Origin of the sequence: Salmonella enterica subsp. enterica serovar Typhimurium str. LT2 (assembly GCF_000006945.2) — a bacterium.
Taxonomy (GTDB): Bacteria; Pseudomonadota; Gammaproteobacteria; order Enterobacterales; family Enterobacteriaceae; genus Salmonella; species Salmonella enterica.
Genome location: NC_003197.2, coordinates 1,968,276 through 1,993,223, shown reverse-complemented (window position 1 = coordinate 1,993,223; position 24,948 = coordinate 1,968,276). Strand labels below are relative to the sequence as shown.

Genomic DNA, 24,948 nt, shown 5'->3' with positions numbered 1-24,948 from the left:
TCATTCTCCCTCAGCCTCGCGTTGAGGGGTTTCAATTCCACAGGCGCTAATTAATTCTAAATTGGGATGATGCCACAGGCTGGCGGGCGTCACCGTCTTACGATCCCACGGGATTGAACCTAAAAACCAGAACTTCCAGAAGGCGAGTTTCGCATCAGGATTGCTGTGAAGCAATTCTTCGAATGTCTCAATATCGCCTACCGGAATACACAATGCTTCTTTATAGATATCAAACACAAATTTCGAGCAGAACTGGCGCGATGACTCATATTTAAACCCCGTGTGATAAAACTTATTCAGCCGGGCGGGAACCTGTTCCATGATGGCGAGTTTCTGTTCGACCGTCAGGCCGCCGCACAGGCGACGAACCGCGTAACGTTGTCCGGCTGAACGTTGTATAAACAGTGACAGCGTGGTGACGGTTGAGAGGGGGACGCGACTTTCCGCCACCAGATAGTCATCACCATTATGACCAATAATAATCCCAACATGGTTGCTCCAGCACTGTGAAGCGGTGGATATCTGGCCGAAAAGCGCGGCACCTATACAGGTAAAGACGATATCCCCGGTTTCATATTGGACAGAATAATGTTTTTTCATGTTCACGTTCCATTATTACCTAAAATAATATCCTTTATTTTACGCTATTGGATAATTAGCATTATACTCACATAATGACAAGATATTATTATCAATAAATATCCATCATGAATATTATAATTTACGGTGATAATGTTTTTATCTCTTTCCAGAGGTGAAAGTGAAAGGGAAGATAGACGAACGCAGGGAATAAGTGGACTGTCCTTTCAATATTATATAATTGTTTGTATCGCCATATATTTTTTTGAGTCTATGTTATTGTCTGGTTGTGTTTCTCTTCATGCTTATTGCTTTTGTTTTTAATAGGCATTTGAGGTGTGATCTGGCAAGAGTGGTTGGCGCAAATATTTGGCTGACTCTGCGTTATATTAAGCGCCAGGGGGAACAGGAGGCGAAAGTGCAAAAGGTTAGGTTGCAATGCAAAAAAATATCGAGTCTGTACTGTTCATCAATCGCTGATTATTATTCTTGTAAAGGGTAAGGAAGTGATTAACAACGGTACCGTTTATCTCGTTCATGGTCCAGAGGTTGAAGGACATTTCCCATTAAACCACCTCTGCATATAACGGCAGAGGCGGCTTAATTCAATTAATGCTGTGCATTAAACTGTGATGGTAATCTGGCAATTATTGGAAGGACTGCTGGCATTCCCGATAATTTAACCCTTGTGGCCAGGTATCCCGCTCCGTTTCCCCTTGAATCATTTTATCTGCTTTCACAAAGGAGTCTTTATCGCGGGCAATGCAGGAGCTTATCAGAATATTATTAAGCGTGCGGGTTGATGGGAACTGTTTGTAGCGATCTCTCCAACCTTGCAGCATATCGTCCCAGGAGACAATCTGACGTTTATTCAGTAAAGCCATTAATTCAGGTTGGTAATGGATTGCATTACTCCAGATATAAGCGTAGTAAGAAAGTCCCGATTGATCTTTGTTTTTTTCTGCGGCCATTCTGGCGATTTTTTCGACTTCTTCCGGAGAACCACCCCATTTAGGCAAACGAGCAACCATGGCCTCGATATAAATATTTTGATAGGCGGGATATTTTTTGCTGGCTTCTTCCAAAGTGCTATAGAGCAGCTCTTTATCCTCAAGATTGCGTGCGACCATTTCCATTTCCTGATACCAGGTCACATCTTTGTCGGCAATATCTTTGTTCTTTAACAGATACTCTTTTTCCTGAATCATCAGCTTTTTATATTTCGGCCATATATCAGAGTCCACCGTGCTGGCCGCACCTTCACCGCGTAAATTCACGGCTTTAGCATCAAAAACCATTGCTTGCAGCAGCCTTGCACCCGTGGATTTGGGGTTTGCTTTAAGCCACTCTTTTGCCACGCCAGAAATACCATTGTCGGAAACATCTACTGAAAAAAGATTATAGATCCCTCCCCATGCGATAACCAGTTTATGAGTTCCGCCGCTGGTTGTCGGGAATCCGGTATTGTATTCCTGAAACATAGCGTCCAGCTTGTCCCACTTTTGGCTGACAGTATAGGCGATAGCTTGTTGCTCAATGGCCATTCTTTCCCGTGTTTCCGTGAGGCTATTAGCTGACGCCAGCGCAGGAATAGCCATTAATGCACCTATGACAATATTTTTCAATAACATTGAATTTCTGTCCTGAATGATTAAATAACAAGATGATTAAAAATGTTTATAAAGGATGTGCTTTCACCGGAGGAAATTCAAGCTATAGTGATAATGCGTATCTGGACTTTTTATTTATTATTCTTACAGAAAATGTTATTGAATTATATTTATTATAGACACTTATTATATCTCCACATCATGGGGCGCGGCGGCACCCGGTGGTGTTGCGCGACCGATTCGAAGGGAAGGCCATTGAGATAGGCGAATAACGTGTTTTTCATCTGGATAAACATCCAGTCTTTTTTTATGATAGTGCATTATCTTTTCAGCCCTTTACGCAGGAGCGTCATGTGATAGGCAGACTCAGAGGCATTATTCTCGAAAAACAACCCCCGATCGTGCTGCTGGAGACAGGGGGCGTAGGCTATGAAGTACATATGCCTATGACCTGCTTTTACGAGCTGCCGGAGGCCGGGCAGGAGGCAATCGTCTTCACCCACTTCGTGGTGCGTGAAGATGCGCAGTTGCTGTACGGATTTAACAATAAGCAAGAGCGCACGCTATTTAAAGAGCTAATTAAAACGAATGGCGTCGGGCCTAAGCTGGCGCTGGCGATCCTCTCCGGCATGTCGGCGCAACAGTTCGTCAATGCGGTTGAGCGCGAAGAGCTTGGTGCGCTGGTGAAGCTGCCGGGTATCGGCAAGAAAACTGCCGAACGATTGATTGTCGAAATGAAAGACCGCTTTAAAGGGCTACATGGCGATCTCTTTACGCCAGCGGTCGATCTGGTATTGACGTCGCCGGCCAGCCCAACCTCGGAAGATGCAGAACAAGAAGCAGTTGCTGCGCTGGTGGCGCTGGGTTATAAACCGCAAGAAGCCAGTCGGATGGTAAGCAAGATCGCCCGTCCGGATGCAAGCAGTGAAACACTGATTCGCGACGCGTTACGCGCCGCGTTATGAGGTAAAGGATGATAGAAGCAGATCGCCTGATTTCAGCAGGCGCCACGATCGCAGAAGACGTCGCCGATCGCGCCATTCGCCCGAAGTTATTGGCGGAATATGTCGGCCAACCGCAGGTGCGCTCCCAGATGGAGATCTTTATTCAGGCGGCAAAACGGCGTGGCGACGCACTAGATCACTTGCTGATTTTCGGCCCGCCAGGGTTAGGTAAAACGACTCTGGCGAATATCGTTGCCAATGAAATGGGCGTCAATCTCCGAACCACGTCCGGCCCGGTGCTGGAAAAAGCAGGCGATCTGGCGGCTATGCTCACCAATCTTGAACCGCATGATGTGCTGTTTATTGATGAGATTCACCGGCTTTCACCGGTGGTGGAAGAGGTACTCTATCCGGCGATGGAAGATTACCAGTTGGATATTATGATTGGCGAAGGGCCTGCCGCACGTTCAATTAAGATCGATCTGCCGCCGTTTACGCTCATTGGCGCGACGACGCGCGCCGGGTCGTTAACGTCCCCGCTACGTGACCGTTTTGGTATTGTGCAGCGCCTGGAGTTCTACCAGGTGCCCGATCTGCAGCACATCGTTGGGCGCAGCGCAAGGCACATGGGGCTTGAGATGAGCGATGACGGCGCGCTGGAAGTGGCGCGTCGGGCGCGCGGTACGCCGCGTATAGCCAACCGTCTGCTCAGACGTGTGCGTGATTTTGCTGAGGTGAAGCATGACGGGGCTATTTCAGCGGAAATTGCCGCGCAGGCGCTGGATATGCTGAACGTCGATGCGGAAGGGTTTGACTATATGGATCGCAAGCTGCTGCTGGCGGTTATTGATAAATTCTTCGGTGGTCCGGTGGGACTGGATAACCTGGCGGCGGCGATTGGCGAAGAGCGTGAAACCATTGAGGATGTGCTGGAGCCGTATCTGATTCAGCAAGGCTTTTTGCAGCGTACGCCGCGTGGGCGTATGGCAACGGTGCGCGCCTGGAACCATTTCGGGATCACGCCGCCAGAGATGCCTTAGCGCCTGAAGTCGCTGCGCTCATCAGACCTGGGCGATTTTGTAGGCCCGGTAAGCGCAGCGCCACCGGGCAACACACGCTTAGCTTGCCTGCTTTTTCATCATACTGAAGATAAACAGCAGCGCGGCACACAGCACTACGGATGGCCCTGCCGGGGTATCATAAAAGGCTGAGAAGGTCAGTCCACCTGTAACCGCTATCATACCTACACCAACGGCGACGCCCGCCATCTGCTCCGGCGTACGGGCAAAGCGACGCGCGGTTGCGGCGGGGATAATCAGCAGCGACGTAATGATCAGCGCTCCGACAAACTTCATCGCCACGCCAATAGTTAACGCCGTTACCAGCATCAATAGCAGCTTCACGCGCTGTAACTTCACGCCATCGACAAAGGCAAGATCCGGACTGATAGTCATTGACAGCAAGTTGCGCCACTGCCAGAAGAGAATGGCCAGCACAATAACGACCCCAATAGCGATCGAGATAAGATCTTCCGGCGTGACGGCCAGCAAATCGCCAAACAGATAAGCCATTAAATCAACGCGGACGTTGGACATCAGGCTGACCACGACCAGTCCTAAAGATAAGGCGCTGTGCGCCATAATGCCCAGTAAGGTATCAATCGCGAGGTGAGGGCGTTTCTCCAGCCATACCAGACCGGCGGCCAGCAGCAGCGTAACGGCGATTACCGCATAAAAGGGGTTAACGTCCAGCAACAGGCCAAACGCCACGCCCAGAAGCGACGCGTGAGCCAGCGTATCGCCAAAATAGGACATCCGACGCCAGACCACAAATGAGCCCAAAGGACCAGCGGCGCAGGCCAGCATCATCCCGGCCAGCCAGCCGGGCAGTAATAATTCAATCATGAGTGACCATTTCCCCGGCGCAGTACAATACGACCCTGTAAATCGTGGCGATGATTATGATGATGGCGATAAATCCCTAATTGCTCCGCGCCTCGCGGGCCAAACATAGAGATAAATTCCGGATGCATAGACACCACTTCCGGCGCGCCGGAACAGCAAATATGATGGTTCAGGCATAACACTTCATCCGTCTTTGCCATGACCAGATGTAGGTCATGTGACACCATCAGCACGGCGCAATCGAGTTCGCGACGCAGCTGATCGATAAGGTCGTATAACGCGACCTGGCCGTTGACATCCACGCCTTGCGTCGGCTCATCAAGTACCAGCAACTGAGGCCTGTTAAGCAGAGCACGCGCCAGCAGTACGCGCTGTGTCTCACCGCCGGAGAGTTTTTGCATGGGCGCGTCAATCAAATGTCCGGCCTGAACGCGTTTAAGCGCCGGGAGAATATCCGTTTTTTGCGTGCCGGGACGTAAACGTAAAAATCGGTTTACCGTCAGCGGAAGCGTGGTATCGAGATAGAGCTTTTGCGGGACATAGCCGATACGGAGTTGCCCGTTGTGCTTGATCACCCCTTCATCAGGGGCTACCAGTCCTAAAACCACGCGTACAAGCGTTGACTTCCCCGCGCCGTTAGGGCCGAGAAGCGTTAAAATTTTTCCGGGGCTCAATTCAAGCGACACGTCAGAGAGGACGCGGCGTTGACCAAATGAGACCGAGACGTTTTCCAGTGAAACTAAACTTGTCATGTTAATTTTAGGCTTGCAGAAGTGATAGAATGTTATAATATCACATTTCACACATTCATTACGATGATTAGTCGCATTATGTTACAGAAAAATACGCTTCTTTTCGCAGCATTATCCGCCGCGCTTTGGGGGAGTGCAACCCAGGCTGCCGACGCCGCCGTTGTCGCTTCGCTTAAACCGCTTGGGTTCATCGCTTCCGCCATTGCTGATGGCGTTACGGATACGCAAGTATTACTTCCGGATGGGGCTTCCGAGCATGATTATTCATTGCGTCCATCAGACGTAAAACGCTTACAGGGCGCGGACTTAGTCGTCTGGGTTGGCCCGGAAATGGAAGCCTTTATGGAGAAGTCGGTCAGGAATATCCCTGATAATAAGCAGGTTACCATTGCGCAACTTGCCGATGTAAAACCGTTACTCATGAAGGGCGCGGATGATGATGAGGATGAACATGCGCATACGGGCGCCGATGAGGAAAAAGGTGACGTACATCACCATCACGGCGAATATAACATGCATCTTTGGCTCTCCCCAGAGATAGCGCGGGCTACAGCGGTTGCAATCCATGAAAAATTAGTGGAACTTATGCCGCAAAGTCGAGCCAAACTCGACGCCAACCTGAAGGATTTTGAGGCACAATTAGCCGCAACCGATAAACAGGTCGGTAACGAGCTCGCGCCGCTCAAGGGGAAAGGGTATTTCGTTTTTCATGACGCCTACGGTTACTACGAAAAACACTACGGACTCACCCCGCTCGGTCACTTTACCGTGAACCCTGAGATACAACCTGGCGCGCAGCGTTTACATGAAATAAGAACACAGTTGGTTGAGCAAAAAGCAACCTGCGTTTTTGCTGAGCCACAATTCAGGCCAGCGGTCGTGGAAGCCGTGGCGAGAGGGACATCCGTTCGAATGGGAACACTGGACCCCCTCGGGACGAACATTAAACTGGGTAAAACAAGCTATTCAGCGTTTTTAAGCCAATTAGCCAACCAGTATGCGAGCTGCCTGAAAGGAGATTAACGAGGAAGTGAATACGTGCAACAGATAGCCCGCTCTGTCGCCCTGGCATTTAATAATCTGCCCCGACCCCACCGCGTTATGCTGGGGTCACTTACCGTTCTGACACTGGCCGTCGCCGTATGGCGGCCCTATGTTTACCACCCAGAATCCGCGCCAATCGTTAAAACTATTGAACTGGAGAAAAGCGAGATTCGTTCCCTCTTACCGGAGGCCAGCGAACCCATCGATCAGGCCGCGCAGGAAGATGAAGCTATTCCTCAGGATGAGCTGGACGATAAAACCGCAGGCGAAGTCGGCGTCCATGAATACGTCGTCTCCACAGGCGATACGTTAAGCAGCATTCTGAATCAGTACGGCATCGATATGAGCGATATTAGCCGACTTGCCGCTTCTGATAAGGAGCTGCGCAATCTGAAAATTGGCCAACAGCTTTCCTGGACACTGACCGCTGATGGCGATTTACAGCGTCTGACATGGGAAGTCTCCCGCCGTGAAACGCGTACCTACGATCGCACTGCCAACGGTTTTAAAATGAGCAGTGAAATGCAGCAGGGGGACTGGGTCAACAGTCTGCTGAAAGGTACGGTAGGGGGTAGCTTTGTCGCCAGCGCGAAAGAGGCCGGTTTAACCAGCAGCGAAATCAGCGCAGTGATAAAAGCCATGCAGTGGCAGATGGATTTTCGCAAGCTGAAAAAGGGCGATGAATTTTCGGTTCTGATGTCGCGCGAGATGCTGGATGGCAAGCGTGAACAGAGTCAGTTGTTGGGCGTGCGGATGCGTTCCGATGGTAAAGATTACTACGCCATTCGCGCCGCTGACGGTAAATTCTATGACCGTAATGGGGTTGGTCTGGCGAAAGGCTTTTTACGCTTCCCGACCGCTAAACAGTTCCGCATCTCCTCCAACTTCAATCCGCGTCGTCTGAACCCGGTTACCGGACGCGTTGCGCCGCATCGTGGCGTTGACTTTGCGATGCCGCAGGGTACGCCGGTGCTGTCGGTGGGGGATGGCGAGGTCGTGGTCGCTAAACGTAGCGGCGCTGCCGGTTACTACATTGCGATTCGTCATGGACGCACCTACACCACACGTTACATGCACTTGCGTAAGCTGCTGGTGAAACCGGGGCAAAAAGTGAAACGTGGCGATCGTATTGCGCTTTCTGGTAACACCGGGCGTTCCACAGGGCCGCATCTGCATTATGAGGTATGGATCAACCAGCAAGCCGTTAACCCTCTGACAGCAAAATTGCCGCGCACGGAAGGTCTGACGGGGTCAGATCGTCGTGAATACCTGGCACAGGTGAAAGAGGTTCTGCCGCAACTGCGCTTCGATTAACAAATGCGCTGACAGAGCCGGTACGCGATGTGTGCCGGCTTTTTTGTTTTGTGTGAGACGCAGACGTCGCTACACTATTCACAATTCCTTTTCGCGTCAGCAGACCCTGGAAAAGCATGGAAACCAAAAAAAATAATAGTGAGTATATCCCTGAATTCGAAAAATCCTTTCGCTATCCACAGTATTGGGGCGCCTGGTTGGGCGCGGCGGCAATGGCGGGGATCGCATTAACACCGGCATCATTCCGCGACCCTTTGCTGGCGACGCTGGGGCGTTTTGCCGGACGGCTGGGGAAGAGTTCTCGTCGCCGGGCGCTAATTAATCTGTCGTTGTGCTTTCCGCAGCGTAGCGAAGCTGAGCGCGAAGCGATTGTCGATGAGATGTTCGCCACCGCGCCACAGGCAATGGCGATGATGGCTGAGTTGGCGATGCGCGGTCCGAAAAAAATTCAACAGCGTGTTGACTGGGAAGGTCTGGAGATTATCGAGGAGATGCGTCGTAACGACGAAAAAGTCATTTTTCTCGTACCGCATGGCTGGGGCGTCGACATTCCAGCCATGCTGATGGCCTCTCAGGGGCAAAAAATGGCGGCGATGTTTCATAATCAGGGTAATCCGGTTTTTGACTATATCTGGAACACAGTGCGTCGGCGTTTCGGCGGACGTTTGCATGCGCGTAATGACGGGATTAAACCCTTTATTCAGTCTGTTCGTCAGGGCTACTGGGGTTACTACCTGCCGGACCAGGATCACGGCCCGGAGCATAGTGAATTCGTTGATTTCTTTGCGACATACAAAGCGACGCTGCCTGCAATTGGTCGGCTGATGAAAGTGTGCCGCGCACGCGTGATACCGCTTTTCCCGGTGTATAATGGTAAAACGCATCGCCTGACTATCCAGATTCGCCCGCCAATGGACGATCTGCTCACGGCTGACGACCACACTATCGCCAGACGGATGAACGAAGAGGTCGAAATTTTTGTCGGCCCGCATCCGGAACAGTACACCTGGATCCTGAAGCTGCTCAAAACCCGCAAGCCAGGCGAGATTCAGCCGTATAAGCGTAAAGATCTTTATCCCATCAAATAAATAAAGCCTCTCGTAAGAGAGGCTTTATGCTGACAAACCCTGTACTACCTGATGAACAGGCGTGGGGGAGTTTTACTCAACGGTCAAAATACGCGTGGTATTGGTTGAACCGACGGTGCTCATGACATCGCCCTGGGTCACGATAACCAGGTCGCCGGAAACCAGATACCCTTTATCGCGCAGCAGATTAACAGCTTCATGTGCCGCGACAACGCCATCAGCCGCGCTATCAAAATGCACCGGCGTTACTCCGCGATAGAGCGCGGTCAGGTTCAGCGTGCGTTCATGGCGCGACATGGCGAAAATCGGCAGGCCGGAGCTGATACGGGAAGTCATTAGCGCGGTACGACCGGATTCCGTCATGGTGATGATCGCGGTAACGCCTTTCAGATGGTTTGCCGCATACATCGCAGACATGGCAATGGCTTCTTCAACGTTGTCGAACTGCACGTCGAGACGGTGTTTAGACACATTGATGCTGGGGATTTTTTCTGCGCCCAGGCAGACGCGCGCCATTGCGGCAACGGTTTCAGAAGGATACTGACCGGCTGCGGTTTCGGCAGACAGCATAACCGCATCCGTGCCATCCAGGACGGCGTTCGCCACGTCCATCACTTCCGCACGGGTCGGCATCGGGTTGGTGATCATCGACTCCATCATTTGCGTTGCGGTGATGACTGCGCGGTTTAGCTGACGCGCACGGCGAATCAGCGCTTTCTGGATACCAACCAGCTCCGGATCGCCGATTTCAACGCCCAGATCGCCACGTGCGACCATCACAACGTCAGAGGCCAGAATGATATCGTCCATGGCGTTTTGGTCGCATACCGCTTCGGCGCGTTCGACCTTAGCCACAATTTTCGCGTCGCAGCCGGCGTCGCGCGCCAGGCGGCGTGCATAGTTCAGATCTTCGCCGCAGCGCGGGAAGGAGACGGCCAGATAGTCAACACCTATCAGCGCAGCGGTTTGAATATCGGCTTTGTCTTTTTCGGTCAGCGCTTCAGCAGAAAGCCCGCCGCCGAGCTTGTTAATGCCTTTATTGTTAGACAGCGGGCCGCCGACGGTGACCTCGGTAAAGACTTTCATGCCCTGGACTTCAAGCACTTTCAACTGCACTCGACCATCGTCAAGCAGCAGGATATCGCCAGGAACGACGTCTGCCGGCAACCCTTTGTAATCAATGCCGACTTTTTCTTTGTCGCCTTCGCCTTTACCCAGGTTAGCGTCTAACAGAAATTTGTCCCCGATGTTGAGGAACACTTTGCCTTCTTTAAAAGTGGAAACGCGAATTTTTGGCCCTTGCAGGTCGCCTAAAATAGCCACATGACGCCCCAGTTTGGCGGCAATCTCACGGACTTTATCAGCACGCATTTTATGATCTTCCGGCGAGCCGTGAGAGAAGTTCATACGTACTACGTTTGCGCCCGCGGCGATAACCTTCTCAAGGTTGTTATCGCGGTCAGTTGCCGGGCCTAACGTGGTAACGATTTTGGTTCTGCGAAGCCTTCTGGACATGTAATACTCCGTTGACTAAAACAACTTGGTGTTGCGTGAACATTGATCCGGTCGTTCTGAAACCTTAACGGTATAAAATGAACGTCCCCGGATGACGAAAAGGGTAGAACATTGTTATTGCTTTTAGCGGTCATCACTCTTGATGAGTAATTCTTTATCAAAACGCGATTCCTTGAGCGCTTCCTTGACACGCTTCAAGTTATCTCTGAATTTTGCCCCGCGACGCAAAGTAAATCCCGTTGCCAGCACATCTATCACGGTCAGCTGAGCAAGTCGAGAGACCATGGGCATATAAATGTCTGTATCTTCCGGTACGTCGAGGGTAATGGCCAGCGTGGCTTCGCGCGCCAGCGGCGTTCCAGCGGAGGTCAGGGCGATCACCATCGCATCGTTTTCCCGCGCCAACTGCGCCAGTTCCACCAGGCTCTTGGTTCTGCCAGTATGCGAAATGAGCACGACGACGTCATCATCGCTACAATTCATACAGCTCATCCGTTGCAGCACGATATCGTCGGAGTAAATCACCGGTACATTGAAGCGAAAAAACTTATTCATGGCGTCATGCGCGACCGCGGCGGAGGAACCAAGACCAAAAAAGGCGATTTTTTTTGCCTGGGTCAGTAAATCGACGGCGCGGTTGACGGCCGATTTATCCAGCGACTGGCGAACATGGTCGAGACTGGCCATAGCGGACTCGAAGATTTTCCCTGTATAGGCCTCGACGCTGTCATCTTCATCCACATTGCGATTAACATAGGGGGTGCCATTTGCCAGACTTTGCGCCAGATGCAGTTTAAAATCAGGAAAGCCGCGGGTATTCATGCTGCGACAGAAACGGTTCACCGTTGGCTCGCTAACGTTAGCTTCCTGGGCCAGCATGGCAATGCTTAAGTGAATCGATCTGCCTGGGGCGGCCAGAATAACATCGGCGACTTTTCGTTCAGATTTGCTTAAATGTTCCAGTTGAGACTGGACTTTTTCCAGCATATTCATGATTAGCAAGGCTCATGGGTATTAGCGATTTCAATGATGCGCGAAACCGAGCGCGTTTTGTTAGATATTACTCCTGGCGACTGCCGAAGGGGGCAAAATGGCTAAAAAAGGTGTCGTTTTTTTTCATTACATGACCGACGTCGGATTTTAAGTTCCAGCTTGTGTGGAAAAGCGACAATTTTATTAGGCGTTTTGCCGATTATATTGCCAATCAAACGCCGGTTCATCCATGAAAAGGCGTTTACGGTTTCCGTAATCTCGTAAAAGCAGTACAGTGCTGTGTAATAAAATTACAACGATATCCTGGCTAAAGTACCAGGAGATTAACTAAGGAGAATGACATGGCGGTAACGCAAACAGCCCAGGCATGTGACCTGGTCATTTTCGGCGCGAAAGGCGACCTGGCGCGCCGGAAATTGCTGCCTTCCCTGTATCAGCTTGAGAAAGCCGGCCAGATCCATCCGGATACCCGTATCATTGGGGTGGGGCGCGCGGACTGGGATAAAGAAGCCTATACCCACGTTGTGCGTGAAGCGCTGGAAACCTTCATGAAGGAAAAAATTGATGAAGGCTTGTGGGATACGCTGAGCGGCCGTCTGGATTTTTGTAATCTTGACGTTAACGATACGCCTGCGTTTAGTCGCCTGGGCGATATGCTGGATCAAAAAAACCGCACCACCATTAACTATTTTGCGATGCCGCCCAGCACCTTTGGCGCTATTTGCAAAGGGTTAGGAGAGGCTAAACTCAACGCCAAACCGGCGCGCGTCGTGATGGAAAAACCGTTGGGTACTTCGCTGGCGACCTCGCGTGAGATTAACGATCGGGTCGGCGAATACTTTGAAGAGTGCCAGGTATATCGTATCGACCACTATCTGGGTAAAGAAACGGTTCTCAACCTGCTGGCGCTGCGTTTTGCCAACTCGTTATTCGTTAATAACTGGGATAACCGCACTATCGATCACGTTGAGATTACCGTAGCGGAAGAGGTGGGGATTGAAGGGCGCTGGGGATACTTTGACCAGGCCGGTCAGATGCGCGATATGATCCAGAACCACTTGCTGCAAATTCTCTGCATGATTGCCATGTCACCGCCGTCTGACCTGAGCGCCGACAGTATTCGCGATGAAAAAGTCAAAGTGTTGAAATCGCTGCGCCGGATTGATCGCTCCAACGTGCGTGAAAAAACGGTTCGTGGTCAATACACCGCGGGCTTTGCGCAGGGGCAAAAGGTGCCGGGCTATCTGGAAGAAGAGGGCGCGAATAAAAGCAGCAACACCGAAACATTCGTCGCGATCCGCGTCGACATCGATAACTGGCGTTGGGCGGGCGTGCCATTCTATCTGCGCACCGGCAAGCGTCTGCCAACCAAGTGCTCTGAAGTCGTGGTTTATTTCAAGACGCCTGAACTGAACCTCTTTAAAGAGTCCTGGCAAGACCTGCCGCAGAACAAATTGACGATTCGCCTGCAGCCGGATGAAGGCGTAGATATTCAGGTGCTTAACAAAGTACCGGGGCTGGATCATAAGCATAATCTGCAGATCACGAAGCTTGATCTGAGCTACTCCGAGACCTTTAATCAGACGCACCTGGCGGATGCCTATGAACGCCTGCTGCTGGAAACGATGCGTGGCATTCAGGCGCTGTTTGTCCGCCGTGACGAAGTGGAAGAAGCCTGGAAGTGGGTGGACTCCATTACCGAAGCATGGGCGATGGACAACGACGCGCCGAAGCCGTATCAGGCGGGCACCTGGGGACCGGTAGCGTCCGTGGCGATGATTACCCGTGACGGTCGTTCGTGGAATGAGTTTGAGTAAATTTGCCACTCACTCTTAGGTGGTATTTTACCGGTAACATGATCTAACACAGATTGTAGAATCATTTTTGCACTTTTAAGCCTCGTGTGGATTCACCTGCGAGGCTTTTTTTATTACACTGCCTGAAACGATTTTGCCCCATTATCACCGGACATCATGTATTTCACTGTCTTTCCACATTGATGAAACGCATGGTAAACCCGGTAGCCGGACAGATAAATTTCAGGAGCCTCTATGAATCCTAATTTGTTACGCGTAACACAGCGTATTGTCGAACGCTCGCAGCAGACCCGAGAAGCCTATCTTGCCCGCATTGAGCAGGCGAAAACCGCCACGGTCCACCGATCTCAACTGGCCTGCGGCAACCTGGCGCATGGCTTCGCTGCCTGTCAGCCAGAGGACAAAGCCTCGCTGAAAAGTATGTTGCGCAATAATATCGCCATTATTACCTCCTACAATGACATGCTCTCTGCGCATCAACCGTATGAACATTATCCGCAGATTATTCGTCAGGCCCTGCATTCCGTGAATGCGGTAGGTCAGGTCGCAGGCGGCGTACCGGCAATGTGCGATGGCGTTACGCAAGGGCAGGATGGCATGGAGTTGTCATTACTCAGCCGCGAAGTGATAGCGATGTCGGCAGCAGTAGGCCTCTCTCACAATATGTTTGACGGCGCGTTATTCCTCGGCGTATGCGACAAAATCGTTCCGGGGCTGGCGATGGCCGCGCTCTCTTTTGGTCATTTACCCGCGATTTTTGTTCCGTCAGGCCCGATGGCGAGCGGCCTGCCGAATAAAGAAAAAGTCCGTATTCGTCAGCTATATGCGGAAGGAAAAGTAGACAGAATGGCGCTGCTGGAGTCGGAAGCCGCCTCTTACCATGCGCCGGGCACCTGTACATTTTACGGCACCGCCAACACCAACCAGATGGTGGTGGAGTTTATGGGAATGCAGTTGCCGGGTTCTTCGTTTGTGCATCCGGATGCGCCGCTGCGCGAGGCATTGACTGCCGCTGCCGCACGTCAGGTAACACGTCTTACCGGCAACGGCAATACGTGGATGCCGCTCGGTAAAATGATCGACGAAAAAGTCGTGGTGAACGGCATTGTCGCGCTGCTGGCTACCGGCGGCTCCACCAACCACACCATGCATCTGGTTGCAATGGCGCGCGCGGCGGGCATTCTGATCAACTGGGATGACTTCTCGGATTTGTCGGAAGTGGTTCCGTTGATGGCGCGTCTGTATCCGAACGGTCCGGCGGACATTAACCACTTCCAGGCGGCGGGCGGCGTACCGGTATTGATGCGTGAGCTGCTCAATGCCGGATTGCTGCACGAAGACGTTAATACTGTCGCAGGCTTCGGCCTGAAACGCTATACGCTGGAGCCCTGGCTCAACAACGGCGAGCTGGACTGGCGTGAAGGCGCGGAAAGGTCACTGGATAACGATGTCATTGCCTCTTTTGATAAGCCGTTCTCTCCTCACGGCGGTACTAAGGTGCTAAGCGGTAATCTGGGGCGCGCAGTAATGAAGACGTCTGCGGTACCGGTTGAAAACCAGATCATTGAAGCGCCTGCCATGGTATTTGAAAGTCAGCATGATGTGCTGCCTGCGTTTGACGCGGGCCTGCTTGACCGGGATTGTGTCGTTGTCGTGCGTCATCAGGGACCAAAAGCGAATGGAATGCCAGAATTACATAAACTCATGCCGCCACTTGGTGTATTATTGGACCGCCGTTTCAAAATCGCGTTAGTTACTGATGGACGACTTTCAGGCGCTTCGGGTAAAGTGCCTTCAGCTATCCACGTAACGCCGGAAGCCTACGATGGCGGCTTACTGGCAAAAGTGCGCGATGGCGACATCATTCGCGTGAATGGGCAGACAGGTGAGTTAACTCTGCTGGTCGACGAGGCGGAACTTGCCGCTCGTCAGCCTCATATTCCGGACCTGAGCGCGTCGCGCGTCGGAACGGGGCGTGAGTTGTTTGGCGCGCTGCGCGAAAAGCTGTCGGGTGCGGAGCAGGGCGCAACCTGTATCACTTTTTAAGATGACACACTAGTAATCAGGCGAGAGAAGAATTCCGATGAAAAACTGGAAAACAAGTGCAGAAGCAATCCTGACCACCGGCCCGGTTGTCCCGGTCATTGTAGTCAATAAACTGGAGCACGCGGTGCCGATGGCTAAAGCGCTGGTGGCCGGGGGCGTTCGCGTTCTGGAAGTGACTTTACGTACGGCCTGCGCGATGGATGCTATTCGCGCTATCGCTAAAGAAGTGCCGGAAGCGATTGTCGGCGCCGGAACCGTTCTCAATCCGCAGCAGTTGGCGGAGGTGACGGAAGCGGGCGCGCAATTTGCGATTAGCCCGGGACTGACTGAGCCACTGCTGAAAGCCGCGACGGCAGGCACTATCCCATTGATTCCCGGTATTAGCACCGTTTCTGAACTGATGTTGGGCATGGACTATGGTCTGAAAGAGTTCAAATTCTTCCCGGCGGAAGCGAATGGCGGCACTAAAGCGTTGCAGGCGATTGCCGGTCCGTTCTCTCAGGTACGTTTCTGCCCAACTGGCGGCATCTCTCCGGCAAACTATCGTGACTATCTGGCGCTGAAAAGCGTGTTGTGCATCGGCGGTTCCTGGCTGGTGCCGGCCGACGCGCTGGAAGCGGGTGATTACGATCGCATCACCAAACTGGCGCGCGAAGCGGTAGAAGGCGCGAAGCAGTAAGCCGTTAAATGCCCGATGGCGCTTGCTTATCGGGCTTACGAGTGGCGATCAGGCAGGTCTGATAAAAATGCGCTAACGTCGCCATCAGGCGATGGCGCATTAGCCTTTTACCGTCACGCGGCTGACGGCCTTTTTCGCTCTTATCACCGCTTCTTCAACGTTTTCACCTGTCGCTAACGCTACACCAAGACGACGGGTGCCGTCGATCTCAGGCTTACCAAACAGCCGTACCTGCACTCCGGCTCCTACCGCCGCGTGTACATTATCAAACGTCACATTTTGACTGGTAAGCTGCGGCAGAATCACGGCCGAGGCAGCGGGACCATACTGGCGAATAGCGCCTACGGGCATTCCCAGAAAGGCGCGCACATGCAGCGCAAACTCAGAGAGATCCTGAGAAATCAACGTGACCATTCCGGTATCGTGCGGGCGAGGGGAGACTTCGCTGAAAATGACTTCATCGCCACAGACGAAGAGTTCAACGCCGAACAGGCCATGACCGCCTAACGCCAGTACCACATGACGAGCAATCTCTTGCGCCCGCTTCAGCGCCAGTTCGCTCATCTGCTGTGGCTGCCAGGATTCGCGATAGTCACCATCTTGCTGACGATGACCGACCGGCGCGCAGAAATGCACGCCATCGACGGCGCTAACGGTGAGCAGCGTAATTTCAAAATCAAATTTAACCACGCCTTCCACAATCACGCGACCCGCGCCAGCGCGTCCGCCCTGTTGAGCATACTCCCATGCCTGCGCGAGCTGTTCGGCCGAGCGGATAAAGCTCTGGCCTTTGCCGGAAGAGCTCATGACCGGTTTGACGATGCAAGGAAAACCCACTGCGGCTACCGCATCATGAAAACTGGCCTCACTGTCGGCAAAGCGATACGTCGATGTCGGCAGTCCTAATTCTTCTGCGGCCAGGCGACGGATCCCTTCGCGGTTCATCGTGAGCTGCGTTGCACGGGCGCAAGGCACGACATTCAGCCCTTCGCCCTCCAGCTCGCGCAGCGTATCGGTGGCGATCGCTTCTATTTCCGGCACGATATAATGCGGTTTTTCCTCTGTAATCACATGACGTAGCGCCTCGCCGTCCAGCATATTAATGACGTGTGAACGGTGAGCCACATGCATGGCGGGAGCATCAGGATAGCGATCGACGGCGATAACCTCGATCCCCAGGCGTTGGCATTCAATCGCCACCTCTTTTCCTAATTCTCCTGCCCCTAATAACATCACTCGCGTTGCTGCCGGACGCAGCGCAGTGCCTAATAGCGTCATATTTCTGTCCCCTTATTTACCTGCGCGCAGTATATACGAAAACGTTTGCGTATGTCTTTTCGAATAAATTGCTTTTCTTGCTGCCTTGCAATATACTGTATATAAACACAGGTAAATAAGGGGCTGCAAAATGGCGGTTGAAGTTAAATACGTAGTCATTCGCGAGGGTGAGGAGAAGATGTCATTTACCAGTAAAAAGGAAGCCGACGCCTGGGACAAAATGCTCGATACTGCCGATCTTCTTGATACCTGGCTTGAGCAGTCGCCAGTCGTGCTGGAAGATGGGCAGCGCGAAGCGTTGTCGCTGTGGCTGGCGGAACATAAAGAGGTGTTAAGCACTATCCTCAAAACCGGTAAGTTGCCTTCTCCGCAGGCGGTTGAAAAGGACGCCGCGAGTAAAACGAAAAAGCAAGCCGCCTGAACCCACACTTGCGCTCCCGGCGTTTTGTACCATGCTTTTCCTGAATCATTGTGCTAAGGAGAAAAGTATGAATAAAAGAGGAGCGTTGTTGAGCCTGCTGTTTTTATCCGCCAGCGTATCGGCATTTGCGGCATCCACCGAGAGTAAATCGGTTAAGTTTCCGCAGTGCGAAGGGCTGGATGCCGCCGGGATTGCGGCAAGCGTGAAGCGCGACTACCAGCAAAATCGTATCGTGCGGTGGGCCGACGACCAAAAAAAGGTCGGGCAGGCTGACCCGGTCGCGTGGGTTAATGTGCAGGACGTTGTGGGTCAAAATGATAAATGGACAGTTCCGCTAACTGTTCGCGGTAAAAGCGCCGATATTCATTATCAGGTCATCGTTGATTGCAAAGCCGGCAAGGCGGAATATAAGCCCCGCTAGCAGCGTAATTTGCGCTTCTTTTGCCGGAACAGACAATTCCTGACATCCCCTCAGGTACGCTTGACCATTATTGGTCTGTATTTGAGGGGTACTATGGCTAACTGGTTGAACCAATTACAATCACTTCTTGGGCAAAAAGGCGCTTCCGCATCGCCTTCCGGTGAACAGGGGTTAAATAAACTGCTGGTTCCCGGCGCGCTGGGCGGTCTGGCTGGACTGTTGGTCGCCAATAAGTCTTCGCGCAAATTATTAACCAAATACGGTACTGGCGCTTTGCTGGTGGGCGGCGGCGCGGTGGCGGGTTCCGTATTGTGGAATAAGTACAAAGATAAAGTACGCGCCGCGCATCAGGGGGAGCCGCAATTCGGCAGCCAAAGTACGCCGCTGGATGTTCGCACTGAGCGACTGATCCTGGCGCTGGTTTTTGCTGCAAAAAGCGATGGGCATATTGATGCCAAAGAACGCGCGGCGATTGAGCACCAACTGCGAGAATCAGGTGTTGAAGAGCAAGGGCGTGTGTTTATCGAAAAAGCTATTGAGCAGCCGCTTGATCCACAACGTCTGGCACAGGGCATTCGCAATGAAGAAGAAGCCCTGGAAATCTACTTCCTGAGCTGCGCCGCCATTGATATTGACCACTTTATGGAACGTAGCTATCTGAATGCGTTAGGAGACGCGCTAAAAATTCCTCAGGAGGTTCGGGACGGTATCGAGCAGGACTTGCAGCAGCAAAAACAGGCGCTACCAGGCTGATAACCTGCCATTAAGTAACATGTTTCGCTTGCATCATGCGTGTCTTTTGCCACCCTTATAGGATGGATAGTTTACGTCATTCATGTTGCAAGATAGCGGCGAAGCAGTGACATCTCAGGCGCTTACCGAGGTGAGCGACCGGGACTACCATGCTACGCCGCTGTGTTTGCCGCGTGATATATAACAAATATTAACGCAAAAGAAAAAACGACATGTTGCCAAAAGCCAATCGAATTCCCTATGCCATGACCGTACATGGCGATACGCGCATTGATAATTATTACTGGCTGCGAGATGACACTCGCTCGCAGCCGGAAGTCCTTGATTACCTGCATCAGGAAAATGAGTATGGCCGGAAGGTCATGACCTCTCAGCAGGCGTTACAGGACCGCATTCTAAAAGAAATTATCGATCGCATCCCGCCCAGAGAAGTTTCCGCTCCGTATGTGAAAAATGGCTATCGCTACCGTTATATCTATGAACCCGGCTGCGAATATGCCATCTATCAACGACAATCGGCGTTAAGCGAAGAGTGGGATGTGTGGGAAACCTTGCTCGATGCGAACCAGCGGGCCGCGCACAGCGAATTTTATACGCTCGGTGGACTTGCCATTACGCCGGATAATACCATCATGGCGCTGGCAGAAGATTATTTATCCCGTCGTCAGTATGGGTTGCGTTTTCGTAACCTCGAAAGCGGTAACTGGTATCCGGAACTGCTGGATAACGTTGCGCCTGAATTTGTCTGGGCCAATGATTCCCTGACCCTTTACTATGTGCGTAAGCATAAGAAGACGCTGCTGCCCTATCAGGTTTGGCGGCACACGATTGGCACTCCGTCATCGCAAGATGAACTGGTATATGAGGAGAAAGACGATACCTTTTATGTCAGCCTGCATAAAACCACTTCGCAGCATTATGTGGTGATTCACCTTGCCAGCGCCACCACTAGCGAAGTGCTATTACTTGACGCGGAACTGGCCGATGCCGAGCCGTTTTCATTTTTACCGCGCCGCAAAGACCATGAATATAGTCTCGATCACTATCAACATAAGTTTTACCTGCGTTCTAACCGGAACGGTAAAAACTTTGGGTTGTACCGTACCCGCGTGCGCAATGAAAACGCCTGGGAAGAGCTGATCCCTCCGCGCGAGCATATTATGCTGGAAGGGTTTACCCTGTTTACCGACTGGTTAGTGGTCGAAGAGCGTCAACGGGGGCTTACCAGCCTGCGGCAAATTAACCGTAAAACCCGTGAAGTGATAGGCATCGCCTTTGACGATCCGGCTTACGTGACGTGGCTTGCCTATAATCCCGAACCTGAGACCTCCCGGCTGCGTTACGGCTATTCTTCAATGACGACGCCAGATACCTTGTTTGAACTGGATATGGATACCGGAGAACGACGGGTACTTAAACAGACGGAAGTGCCTGGGTTTGATTCTGGCTGTTATCAGAGCGAACACCTGTGGATCACCGCACGCGACGGCGTCGAAGTGCCGGTATCGCTGGTTTATCATCAGAAGTATTTTCGTAAAGGGCAAAATCCGCTTCTGGTTTACGGTTACGGATCTTACGGTTCCAGTATTGACGCCGACTTCAGCAGCAGCCGACTGAGCTTGCTGGATCGTGGCTTTGTTTACGCAATCGTACACGTTCGCGGCGGCGGTGAGCTGGGGCAGCAGTGGTATGAAGATGGCAAGTTCCTCAAAAAGCGGAATACTTTTAATGACTATCTTGATGCCTGCGATGCCTTATTAAAACTGGGTTACGGTTCGCCGTCGCTGTGTTATGGGATGGGCGGGAGCGCGGGCGGAATGCTAATGGGCGTCGCTATCAACGAACGCCCCGAGCTTTTCCACGGCGTTATTGCCCAGGTACCCTTTGTTGATGTATTAACCACGATGCTGGATGAGTCGATCCCACTAACGACAGGAGAGTTTGAAGAGTGGGGGAACCCGCAGGATATTGAGTATTATGACTATATGAAAAGCTATAGTCCTTATGACAATGTCAAAGCGCAGGACTATCCGCACCTGCTGGTGACGACAGGATTGCACGACTCCCAGGTGCAATACTGGGAACCGGCGAAGTGGGTGGCAAAATTACGCGAGCTAAAAACGGACCAACGTCTGCTGCTGTTATGTACGGATATGGACTCCGGGCACGGTGGTAAGTCGGGGCGGTTTAAATCCTACGAAGGCGTCGCGCTGGAGTTCGCCTTTTTAATCGGCCTGGCGCAGGGAACCTTACATAGCGCATAGACGCGCGCCCGCAACGGCTTGTGAGCGTCGCGGGTTATTGTGGTGTTCCATTGCTGCGTTGCTCGCCAGCCTGAACATCTTCCAGGTAGTGTTTAAGCGTCAGGCGAAGCTCCGGGCTCATATTATCAAGGTTATTAAAAAGCCAGCGTAAATAGCCCGGATCGCGTTTTGCGACTTCAGATACCGCCTTACCGCGGTATTTACCGAACGGGAAAGTGGTTAACAGCGCAGGACGGCCCGTAATATTGACCATCTCTTCCGCGGTCCAGCCGGTGGTTCGCATAATATCAATCAGCAAGGCGGCGGTGATATAGCAATCATAAAGCGCCCGGTGATGGTGCAGCCCCGGCGGCGTTTGTACGCTTAGTTTGCGCGATTTATAGAGCGCCATATTGCTGTATTTTATTCCCGGCCACAGGCGTCGCGACAACTTCATGGTACAGATCCACTCACCCGGCAATTCAGGTAATACGCGTCTGTCGAAACTGGCATTGTGAGCGACATACCACTCACTACCGTAATAAAGCGGTATGACATCTTCAATCCACGGCTTATCGGCGACCATGGCTTCGGTAATACGGTGTATCGCCATCGCCTGCGGCGTAATAGGGCGATCGGGGCGTATCAGGTGACTCATGGGATTGACAATGTTGCCATCAATGACATCAACAGAGGCTATCTCTACGATCCCGCCCTGCAGCCCGCAGGTTTCCGTGTCTATAATCCGCAACATGATTCATTCCTCACCGAAAGACCTTAGCGTAATGGAATGATATCGCCTTGCCAACCCTCCGTTGTGCGCAGGCCCGTCAGTAATAGCGAACCGCAATCGGCACGAACAATAAGTTGCCCGCTTTCATTCCACAGAGCGCTACTTCCACAGGCATTGGCCATCAGTACGGCCAGCGCATATTTATGCGAAAAACGTTGTAAGCGTGAGGTAGAAGCATGGAGTTCAGGTTCGTTAAGACATTGACTGGTTGTGAATAACGTAAATGAGGGATCTATATCACCACCTTCTGGCTGCTCATCCACCACGTTGATAGCGCTTCGCTGCCTGGCAATACAGGCGCCATGACTTTTGTGAAACATGAGCGGCGACGTTAGCCATGGGGCAAAAATAGCGATGCCTTTTACGAAGCGGCAGTTATGCTCAACAGGCATACCCACAATGATAGTCATATGGTGGGTATCGGCCGCATGAGTGAGCGGCTGTAAAAGCGCCTCGTCAGGCGGGGCGGGCAACGATTTATTCCTTTCGTCGCAGCCTAATAGCGACAGTGACGGAAAGACCAGCAGTTCGCACTGTTGACGAGCCGCAAGCTCAATATATTCCAGATGATGGGCGACATGCTCCGCCGGCGAGGCGTTCAGGGGCGCATACTGCGCAGCAGCAATTTTCCAGGAGGACATAATGACTTCCTTTTCATAGTCTCTACAGCCATTCTAAAAAGCATAGGTTAAGAATCGCCTTATAATGTAGTCGTCTGCATGTAAGGAAGTGTAACGTTATATAATTTTTATTTAACTTTGGGTTCGTAAGGGAGTCGGGATAGTGATACGGAAGCCAGACGATGGGCAATCAGCCGCTCGCGAAACCAGGCGCGTAGATGCTCTGGCTGCTCACGTTCGACCGCCTCCGCGACAACTGGCATATTGTAGCGCTCTTTAAATGCCACCCCGGCTGCCGCCAGGTCCACATTGACTTTATCCATTTCCGCTTGTTCAAGCTGAGCCAGATTTGTTTTCATACGTGTCTCCTTTTTTGTTGCCGCCAGAAGGTACTAAGAGTCCGCGGTAATGGCAAGATGGAAATGATGATCCTCGACTCATTGATTGTTGAAGGTTATTCTTTGTAACGTAGGTATAACAAAAAGGAATAGTGAATATGGCTTCTTCTGCACCATCGCGACGTTTAGCTTTACTGCTGCTGGCATCGACATTTGCGACGCCAGCGGCCTGGGCACATGCGCACCTGACGCATCAGTATCCAGCGGCGAATGCTGCCGTTACGGCCTCGCCACAGGCGCTGACCCTGAACTTTTCTGAAGGGATTGAGCCAGGGTTCAGCGGCGCAACCATTACTGGCCCTCAGCAAGAGCTCATCAAAACGCGCCCGGCAAAGCGAAATGAACAGGATAAAACGCAGTTGATTATCCCGCTTGAGCAGCCGTTAAAATCTGGCGCTTACACGGTAGACTGGCACGTTGTGTCGGTGGATGGACATAAAACAAAAGGGAAATACACCTTCAGCGTGAAATAAATGATGCTGACATTCGTCTGGATAACTCTCCGATTTATTCATTTTGCTAGTGTGATGCTGGTCTACGGCTGCGCGCTTTACGGTGCCTGGCTGGCACCCGCATCAATTCGTCGTTTAATGACGCGTCGATTTTTACATCTGCAACAACATGCCGCCGCCTGGAGCGTTATCAGCGCGGCTTTCATGCTGGCGGTTCAGGGCGGACTGATGGGCGGCGGCTGGCCCGATGTTTTTTTCGTCTCGGTGTGGGGCGCGGTACTGCAAACCCGCTTTGGCGCGGTCTGGATATGGCAAATTATCCTCGCGCTGGTCACGCTGGCGGTGGTAGTCATTGCGCCGGTAAAAATGCAACGACGGCTTCTTATTCTAACCGTTGCTCAGTTTATCCTGCTGGCAGGCGTTGGACATGCGACGATGCGCGACGGTGTAGCGGGAACATTACAGCAGATTAACCATGCTCTGCATTTACTCTGTGCCGCAGCCTGGTTTGGCGGGCTGTTGCCAGTGGTTTATTGTATGCGCATGGCTCAGGGACGCTGGCGTCAACATGCTATTAGCGCCATGATGCGTTTTTCTCGTTATGGTCACTTTTTTGTGGCGGGCGTATTGCTCACAGGCATTGGCAACACGCTATTTATCACGGGATTTACCGCTATCTGGCAGACCACCTATGGACAGTTGCTTTTGTTAAAATGTGCGCTGGTCGTGCTTATGGTAGCAATTGCGCTGACGAATCGGTATGTTCTCGTACCACGTATGCGACAGGAAAATCCCCGGACTGACCTATGGTTTGTCAGGATGACGCAAATTGAATGGGGAGTTGGAGGCATAGTTCTGGCGATCGTCAGCCTGTTTGCAACCCTCGAACCTTTTTGATGGACTGGCATAACGAATGAAAAAAATACTCCTTCCGGCGCTTCTGCTGGCCACTTCGGGCGTAGCGTTGGCGGCGCCGCAGGTGATTACCGTAAGTCGTTTTGAAGTAGGAAAAGACAAGTGGGCGTTTAATCGGGAAGAGGTCATGTTGACCTGTCGGCCTGGCCAGGCGCTCTATGTGATCAACCCCAGTACGCTGGTGCAGTATCCCTTGAATGCCATTGCCGAACAGCAAGTAGCGGAGGGTAAAACGCGCGCTCAGCCTATTGCCGTCATTCAAATCGATAACCCGGCGAAGCCCGGTGAGAAAATGAGTCTGGCGCCGTTTATCGAACGTGCGCAAAAGCTTTGTGATCCATCCAATAGCTGACTGATTTTTAATAAAAA

Annotated in this window: 25 protein-coding genes and 30 other annotated features; of the genes, 15 read left to right on the top strand and 10 right to left on the bottom strand. The window is 52.0% G+C overall.

The window, feature by feature from the left end; genetic code table 11:
* Positions 1 to 613, bottom strand: a protein-coding gene (gene yebB / locus STM1897) for a putative periplasmic protein (RefSeq protein NP_460854.1). Within the gene, positions 1 to 600 belong to an annotated coding region; the region does not span the whole gene.
* Positions 608 to 613: a ribosome-binding site (putative RBS for yebB; RegulonDB:STMS1H002059), on the bottom strand. (Overlaps the previous gene by 6 nt.)
* A 613-nt stretch (positions 614 to 1,226) precedes the next feature.
* The gene (locus STM1896) for a putative cytoplasmic protein (protein ID NP_460853.1) occupies positions 1,227 to 2,128 on the bottom strand. Within the gene, positions 1,227 to 2,123 belong to an annotated coding region; the region does not span the whole gene.
* Positions 2,123 to 2,128, bottom strand: a ribosome-binding site (putative RBS for STM1896; RegulonDB:STMS1H002058). Its footprint overlaps the gene before it by 6 nt.
* 402 nt (positions 2,129 to 2,530) lie before the next feature.
* Positions 2,531 to 2,536: a ribosome-binding site (putative RBS for ruvA; RegulonDB:STMS1H002057), on the top strand.
* Here STM1896 and ruvA point away from each other — a divergent pair.
* Positions 2,531 to 3,154, top strand: a protein-coding gene (gene ruvA / locus STM1895; protein NP_460852.1) for a Holliday junction helicase subunit A. Within the gene, positions 2,543 to 3,154 belong to an annotated coding region; the region does not span the whole gene. (Overlaps the previous feature by 6 nt.)
* Positions 3,153 to 3,158: a ribosome-binding site (putative RBS for ruvB; RegulonDB:STMS1H002056), on the top strand. Its footprint overlaps the gene before it by 2 nt.
* The gene (gene ruvB / locus STM1894; protein NP_460851.1) for a Holliday junction helicase, subunit B occupies positions 3,153 to 4,173 on the top strand. Within the gene, positions 3,163 to 4,173 belong to an annotated coding region; the region does not span the whole gene. (Overlaps the previous feature by 6 nt.) The genes ruvA and ruvB overlap by 2 nt, the downstream gene beginning before the upstream one ends.
* Before the next feature lie 78 nt (positions 4,174 to 4,251).
* On the opposite strand, the gene znuB is transcribed toward ruvB, so the two are convergent.
* Positions 4,252 to 5,055, bottom strand: a protein-coding gene (gene znuB / locus STM1893) for an ABC superfamily high affinity Zn transport protein (protein ID NP_460850.1). Within the gene, positions 4,252 to 5,037 belong to an annotated coding region; the region does not span the whole gene.
* A complete protein-coding gene (gene znuC / locus STM1892) occupies positions 5,034 to 5,840 on the bottom strand; it encodes an ABC superfamily high affinity Zn transport protein (protein NP_460849.3) in 807 nt (268 codons plus the stop codon). The genes znuB and znuC overlap by 22 nt, the downstream gene beginning before the upstream one ends.
* Positions 5,050 to 5,055: a ribosome-binding site (putative RBS for zunB; RegulonDB:STMS1H002055), on the bottom strand. It overlaps the preceding gene by 6 nt.
* Positions 5,798 to 5,803, top strand: a ribosome-binding site (putative RBS for znuA; RegulonDB:STMS1H002054). It lies within the gene znuC.
* Between znuC and znuA the strand changes: the two genes are divergently transcribed.
* The 3 genes from znuA (at position 5,798) to msbB (ending at position 9,235) form a co-directional block, all read left to right on the top strand.
* The gene (gene znuA / locus STM1891) for an ABC superfamily high affinity Zn transport protein (RefSeq protein ID NP_460848.3) occupies positions 5,798 to 6,812 on the top strand. Within the gene, positions 5,811 to 6,812 belong to an annotated coding region; the region does not span the whole gene. The two genes, znuC and znuA, sit on opposite strands and share 43 nt — an antisense overlap.
* A 1-nt stretch (position 6,813) precedes the next feature.
* Positions 6,814 to 6,819, top strand: a ribosome-binding site (putative RBS for yebA; RegulonDB:STMS1H002053).
* Positions 6,814 to 8,147 (top strand): putative peptidase gene (yebA, locus tag STM1890; RefSeq protein NP_460847.1). Within the gene, positions 6,828 to 8,147 belong to an annotated coding region; the region does not span the whole gene. (Overlaps the previous feature by 6 nt.)
* A 106-nt stretch (positions 8,148 to 8,253) precedes the next feature.
* Positions 8,254 to 8,259 (top strand) — a ribosome-binding site (putative RBS for msbB; RegulonDB:STMS1H002052).
* The gene (msbB, locus tag STM1889) for a myristoyl transferase in lipid A biosynthesis (protein ID NP_460846.1) occupies positions 8,254 to 9,235 on the top strand. Within the gene, positions 8,264 to 9,235 belong to an annotated coding region; the region does not span the whole gene. It overlaps the preceding feature by 6 nt.
* A 72-nt stretch (positions 9,236 to 9,307) precedes the next feature.
* Here msbB and pykA read toward each other — a convergent pair.
* Together pykA and yebK are read right to left on the bottom strand one after the other, a co-directional pair.
* Positions 9,308 to 10,762, bottom strand: a protein-coding gene (gene pykA / locus STM1888) for a pyruvate kinase II (RefSeq protein ID NP_460845.1). Within the gene, positions 9,308 to 10,750 belong to an annotated coding region; the region does not span the whole gene.
* Positions 10,757 to 10,762: a ribosome-binding site (putative RBS for pykA; RegulonDB:STMS1H002051), on the bottom strand. Its footprint overlaps the gene before it by 6 nt.
* A 111-nt stretch (positions 10,763 to 10,873) precedes the next feature.
* The gene (yebK, locus tag STM1887; protein ID NP_460844.1) at positions 10,874 to 11,743 is read right to left on the bottom strand and encodes a putative transcriptional regulator; all 870 of its coding nucleotides are present in this window, start codon (positions 11,741 to 11,743) and stop codon (positions 10,874 to 10,876) included.
* A 31-nt stretch (positions 11,744 to 11,774) separates the two neighbouring features.
* Positions 11,775 to 11,793 (top strand) — a protein binding site (putative binding site for SoxS, RegulonDB: STMS1H000366).
* Positions 11,794 to 11,887: 94 nt separating this feature from the next.
* Positions 11,888 to 11,896, top strand: a -35 signal (putative -35_signal for zwf; RegulonDB:STMLTH004517).
* Here yebK and zwf point away from each other — a divergent pair.
* From zwf to eda, 3 genes are all read left to right on the top strand, one after another.
* Positions 11,888 to 13,560, top strand: a protein-coding gene (gene zwf, locus STM1886) for a glucose-6-phosphate dehydrogenase (RefSeq protein ID NP_460843.1). Within the gene, positions 12,085 to 13,560 belong to an annotated coding region; the region does not span the whole gene. (Overlaps the previous feature by 9 nt.)
* Positions 11,907 to 11,915, top strand: a -10 signal (putative -10_signal for zwf; RegulonDB:STMLTH004517). (Overlaps the previous gene by 9 nt.)
* Positions 12,073 to 12,078, top strand: a ribosome-binding site (putative RBS for zwf; RegulonDB:STMS1H002050).
* Before the next feature lie 169 nt (positions 13,561 to 13,729).
* Positions 13,730 to 13,738 (top strand) — a -35 signal (putative -35_signal for edd; RegulonDB:STMLTH004516).
* Positions 13,730 to 15,606 (top strand): 6-phosphogluconate dehydratase gene (gene edd, locus STM1885; RefSeq protein ID NP_460842.1). Within the gene, positions 13,795 to 15,606 belong to an annotated coding region; the region does not span the whole gene. (Overlaps the previous feature by 9 nt.)
* Positions 13,746 to 13,754: a -10 signal (putative -10_signal for edd; RegulonDB:STMLTH004516), on the top strand. It overlaps the preceding gene by 9 nt.
* Positions 13,784 to 13,789, top strand: a ribosome-binding site (putative RBS for edd; RegulonDB:STMS1H002049).
* Positions 15,470 to 15,478, top strand: a -35 signal (putative -35_signal for eda; RegulonDB:STMLTH004515).
* The gene (eda, locus tag STM1884; protein ID NP_460841.1) for a 2-keto-3-deoxygluconate 6-phosphate aldolase occupies positions 15,470 to 16,285 on the top strand. Within the gene, positions 15,644 to 16,285 belong to an annotated coding region; the region does not span the whole gene. The genes edd and eda overlap by 137 nt, the downstream gene beginning before the upstream one ends.
* Positions 15,486 to 15,494: a -10 signal (putative -10_signal for eda; RegulonDB:STMLTH004515), on the top strand. Its footprint overlaps the gene before it by 9 nt.
* Positions 15,624 to 15,629: a ribosome-binding site (putative RBS for eda; RegulonDB:STMS1H002048), on the top strand.
* 99 nt (positions 16,286 to 16,384) lie before the next feature.
* Here eda and purT read toward each other — a convergent pair.
* The gene (gene purT, locus STM1883; RefSeq protein ID NP_460840.1) for a phosphoribosylglycinamide formyltransferase 2 occupies positions 16,385 to 17,577 on the bottom strand. Within the gene, positions 16,385 to 17,563 belong to an annotated coding region; the region does not span the whole gene.
* Positions 17,572 to 17,577: a ribosome-binding site (putative RBS for purT; RegulonDB:STMS1H002047), on the bottom strand. (Overlaps the previous gene by 6 nt.)
* 103 nt (positions 17,578 to 17,680) lie before the next feature.
* Positions 17,681 to 17,686: a ribosome-binding site (putative RBS for yebG; RegulonDB:STMS1H002046), on the top strand.
* Here purT and yebG point away from each other — a divergent pair.
* The 4 genes from yebG (at position 17,681) to ptrB (ending at position 21,422) form a co-directional block, all read left to right on the top strand.
* Positions 17,681 to 17,984, top strand: a protein-coding gene (yebG, locus tag STM1882; RefSeq protein NP_460839.1) for a DNA damage-inducible gene in SOS regulon, dependent on cyclic AMP and H-NS. Within the gene, positions 17,694 to 17,984 belong to an annotated coding region; the region does not span the whole gene. (Overlaps the previous feature by 6 nt.)
* A gap of 55 nt (positions 17,985 to 18,039) precedes the next feature.
* Positions 18,040 to 18,045, top strand: a ribosome-binding site (putative RBS for yebF; RegulonDB:STMS1H002045).
* The gene (gene yebF / locus STM1881; protein NP_460838.1) for a putative periplasmic protein occupies positions 18,040 to 18,405 on the top strand. Within the gene, positions 18,052 to 18,405 belong to an annotated coding region; the region does not span the whole gene. (Overlaps the previous feature by 6 nt.)
* Before the next feature lie 83 nt (positions 18,406 to 18,488).
* Positions 18,489 to 18,494: a ribosome-binding site (putative RBS for yebE; RegulonDB:STMS1H002044), on the top strand.
* The gene (yebE, locus tag STM1880) for a putative inner membrane protein (RefSeq protein ID NP_460837.1) occupies positions 18,489 to 19,158 on the top strand. Within the gene, positions 18,499 to 19,158 belong to an annotated coding region; the region does not span the whole gene. (Overlaps the previous feature by 6 nt.)
* A gap of 199 nt (positions 19,159 to 19,357) precedes the next feature.
* Positions 19,358 to 19,363 (top strand) — a ribosome-binding site (putative RBS for ptrB; RegulonDB:STMS1H002043).
* The gene (ptrB, locus tag STM1879) for a protease II (protein NP_460836.1) occupies positions 19,358 to 21,422 on the top strand. Within the gene, positions 19,371 to 21,422 belong to an annotated coding region; the region does not span the whole gene. (Overlaps the previous feature by 6 nt.)
* Positions 21,423 to 21,456: 34 nt before the next feature.
* Here ptrB and exoX read toward each other — a convergent pair.
* The 3 genes from exoX to holE form a co-directional block, all read right to left on the bottom strand.
* Positions 21,457 to 22,167, bottom strand: a protein-coding gene (exoX, locus tag STM1878; protein NP_460835.1) for a DNA exonuclease X. Within the gene, positions 21,457 to 22,155 belong to an annotated coding region; the region does not span the whole gene.
* Positions 22,162 to 22,167: a ribosome-binding site (putative RBS for exoX; RegulonDB:STMS1H002042), on the bottom strand. It overlaps the preceding gene by 6 nt.
* Before the next feature lie 11 nt (positions 22,168 to 22,178).
* Positions 22,179 to 22,847, bottom strand: a protein-coding gene (locus STM1877; RefSeq protein ID NP_460834.1) for a putative amidohydrolase. Within the gene, positions 22,179 to 22,835 belong to an annotated coding region; the region does not span the whole gene.
* Positions 22,842 to 22,847, bottom strand: a ribosome-binding site (putative RBS for STM1877; RegulonDB:STMS1H002041). It overlaps the preceding gene by 6 nt.
* 95 nt (positions 22,848 to 22,942) lie before the next feature.
* The gene (holE, locus tag STM1876; protein ID NP_460833.1) for a DNA polymerase III, theta subunit occupies positions 22,943 to 23,185 on the bottom strand. Within the gene, positions 22,943 to 23,173 belong to an annotated coding region; the region does not span the whole gene.
* Positions 23,180 to 23,185, bottom strand: a ribosome-binding site (putative RBS for holE; RegulonDB:STMS1H002040). Its footprint overlaps the gene before it by 6 nt.
* 111 nt (positions 23,186 to 23,296) lie before the next feature.
* Positions 23,297 to 23,302, top strand: a ribosome-binding site (putative RBS for yobA; RegulonDB:STMS1H002039).
* On the opposite strand from holE, the gene yobA reads away from it, so the two are divergent.
* The 3 genes from yobA to STM1873 all read left to right on the top strand — a co-directional run bounded on the left by yobA (position 23,297) and on the right by STM1873 (position 24,931).
* The gene (gene yobA, locus STM1875; protein ID NP_460832.1) for a similar Cu resistance protein CopC occupies positions 23,297 to 23,685 on the top strand. Within the gene, positions 23,311 to 23,685 belong to an annotated coding region; the region does not span the whole gene. It overlaps the preceding feature by 6 nt.
* Positions 23,677 to 23,682 (top strand) — a ribosome-binding site (putative RBS for STM1874; RegulonDB:STMS1H002038). Its footprint overlaps the gene before it by 6 nt.
* The gene (locus STM1874) for a putative inner membrane protein (RefSeq protein NP_460831.1) occupies positions 23,677 to 24,561 on the top strand. Within the gene, positions 23,686 to 24,561 belong to an annotated coding region; the region does not span the whole gene. Before yobA ends, STM1874 begins: the two co-directional genes overlap by 9 nt.
* Positions 24,561 to 24,566, top strand: a ribosome-binding site (putative RBS for STM1873; RegulonDB:STMS1H002037). Its footprint overlaps the gene before it by 1 nt.
* Positions 24,561 to 24,931 (top strand): putative periplasmic or exported protein gene (locus tag STM1873; RefSeq protein ID NP_460830.1). Within the gene, positions 24,578 to 24,931 belong to an annotated coding region; the region does not span the whole gene. It overlaps the preceding feature by 6 nt. The genes STM1874 and STM1873 overlap by 1 nt, the downstream gene beginning before the upstream one ends.
* Positions 24,932 to 24,948 lie beyond the last annotated feature (17 nt).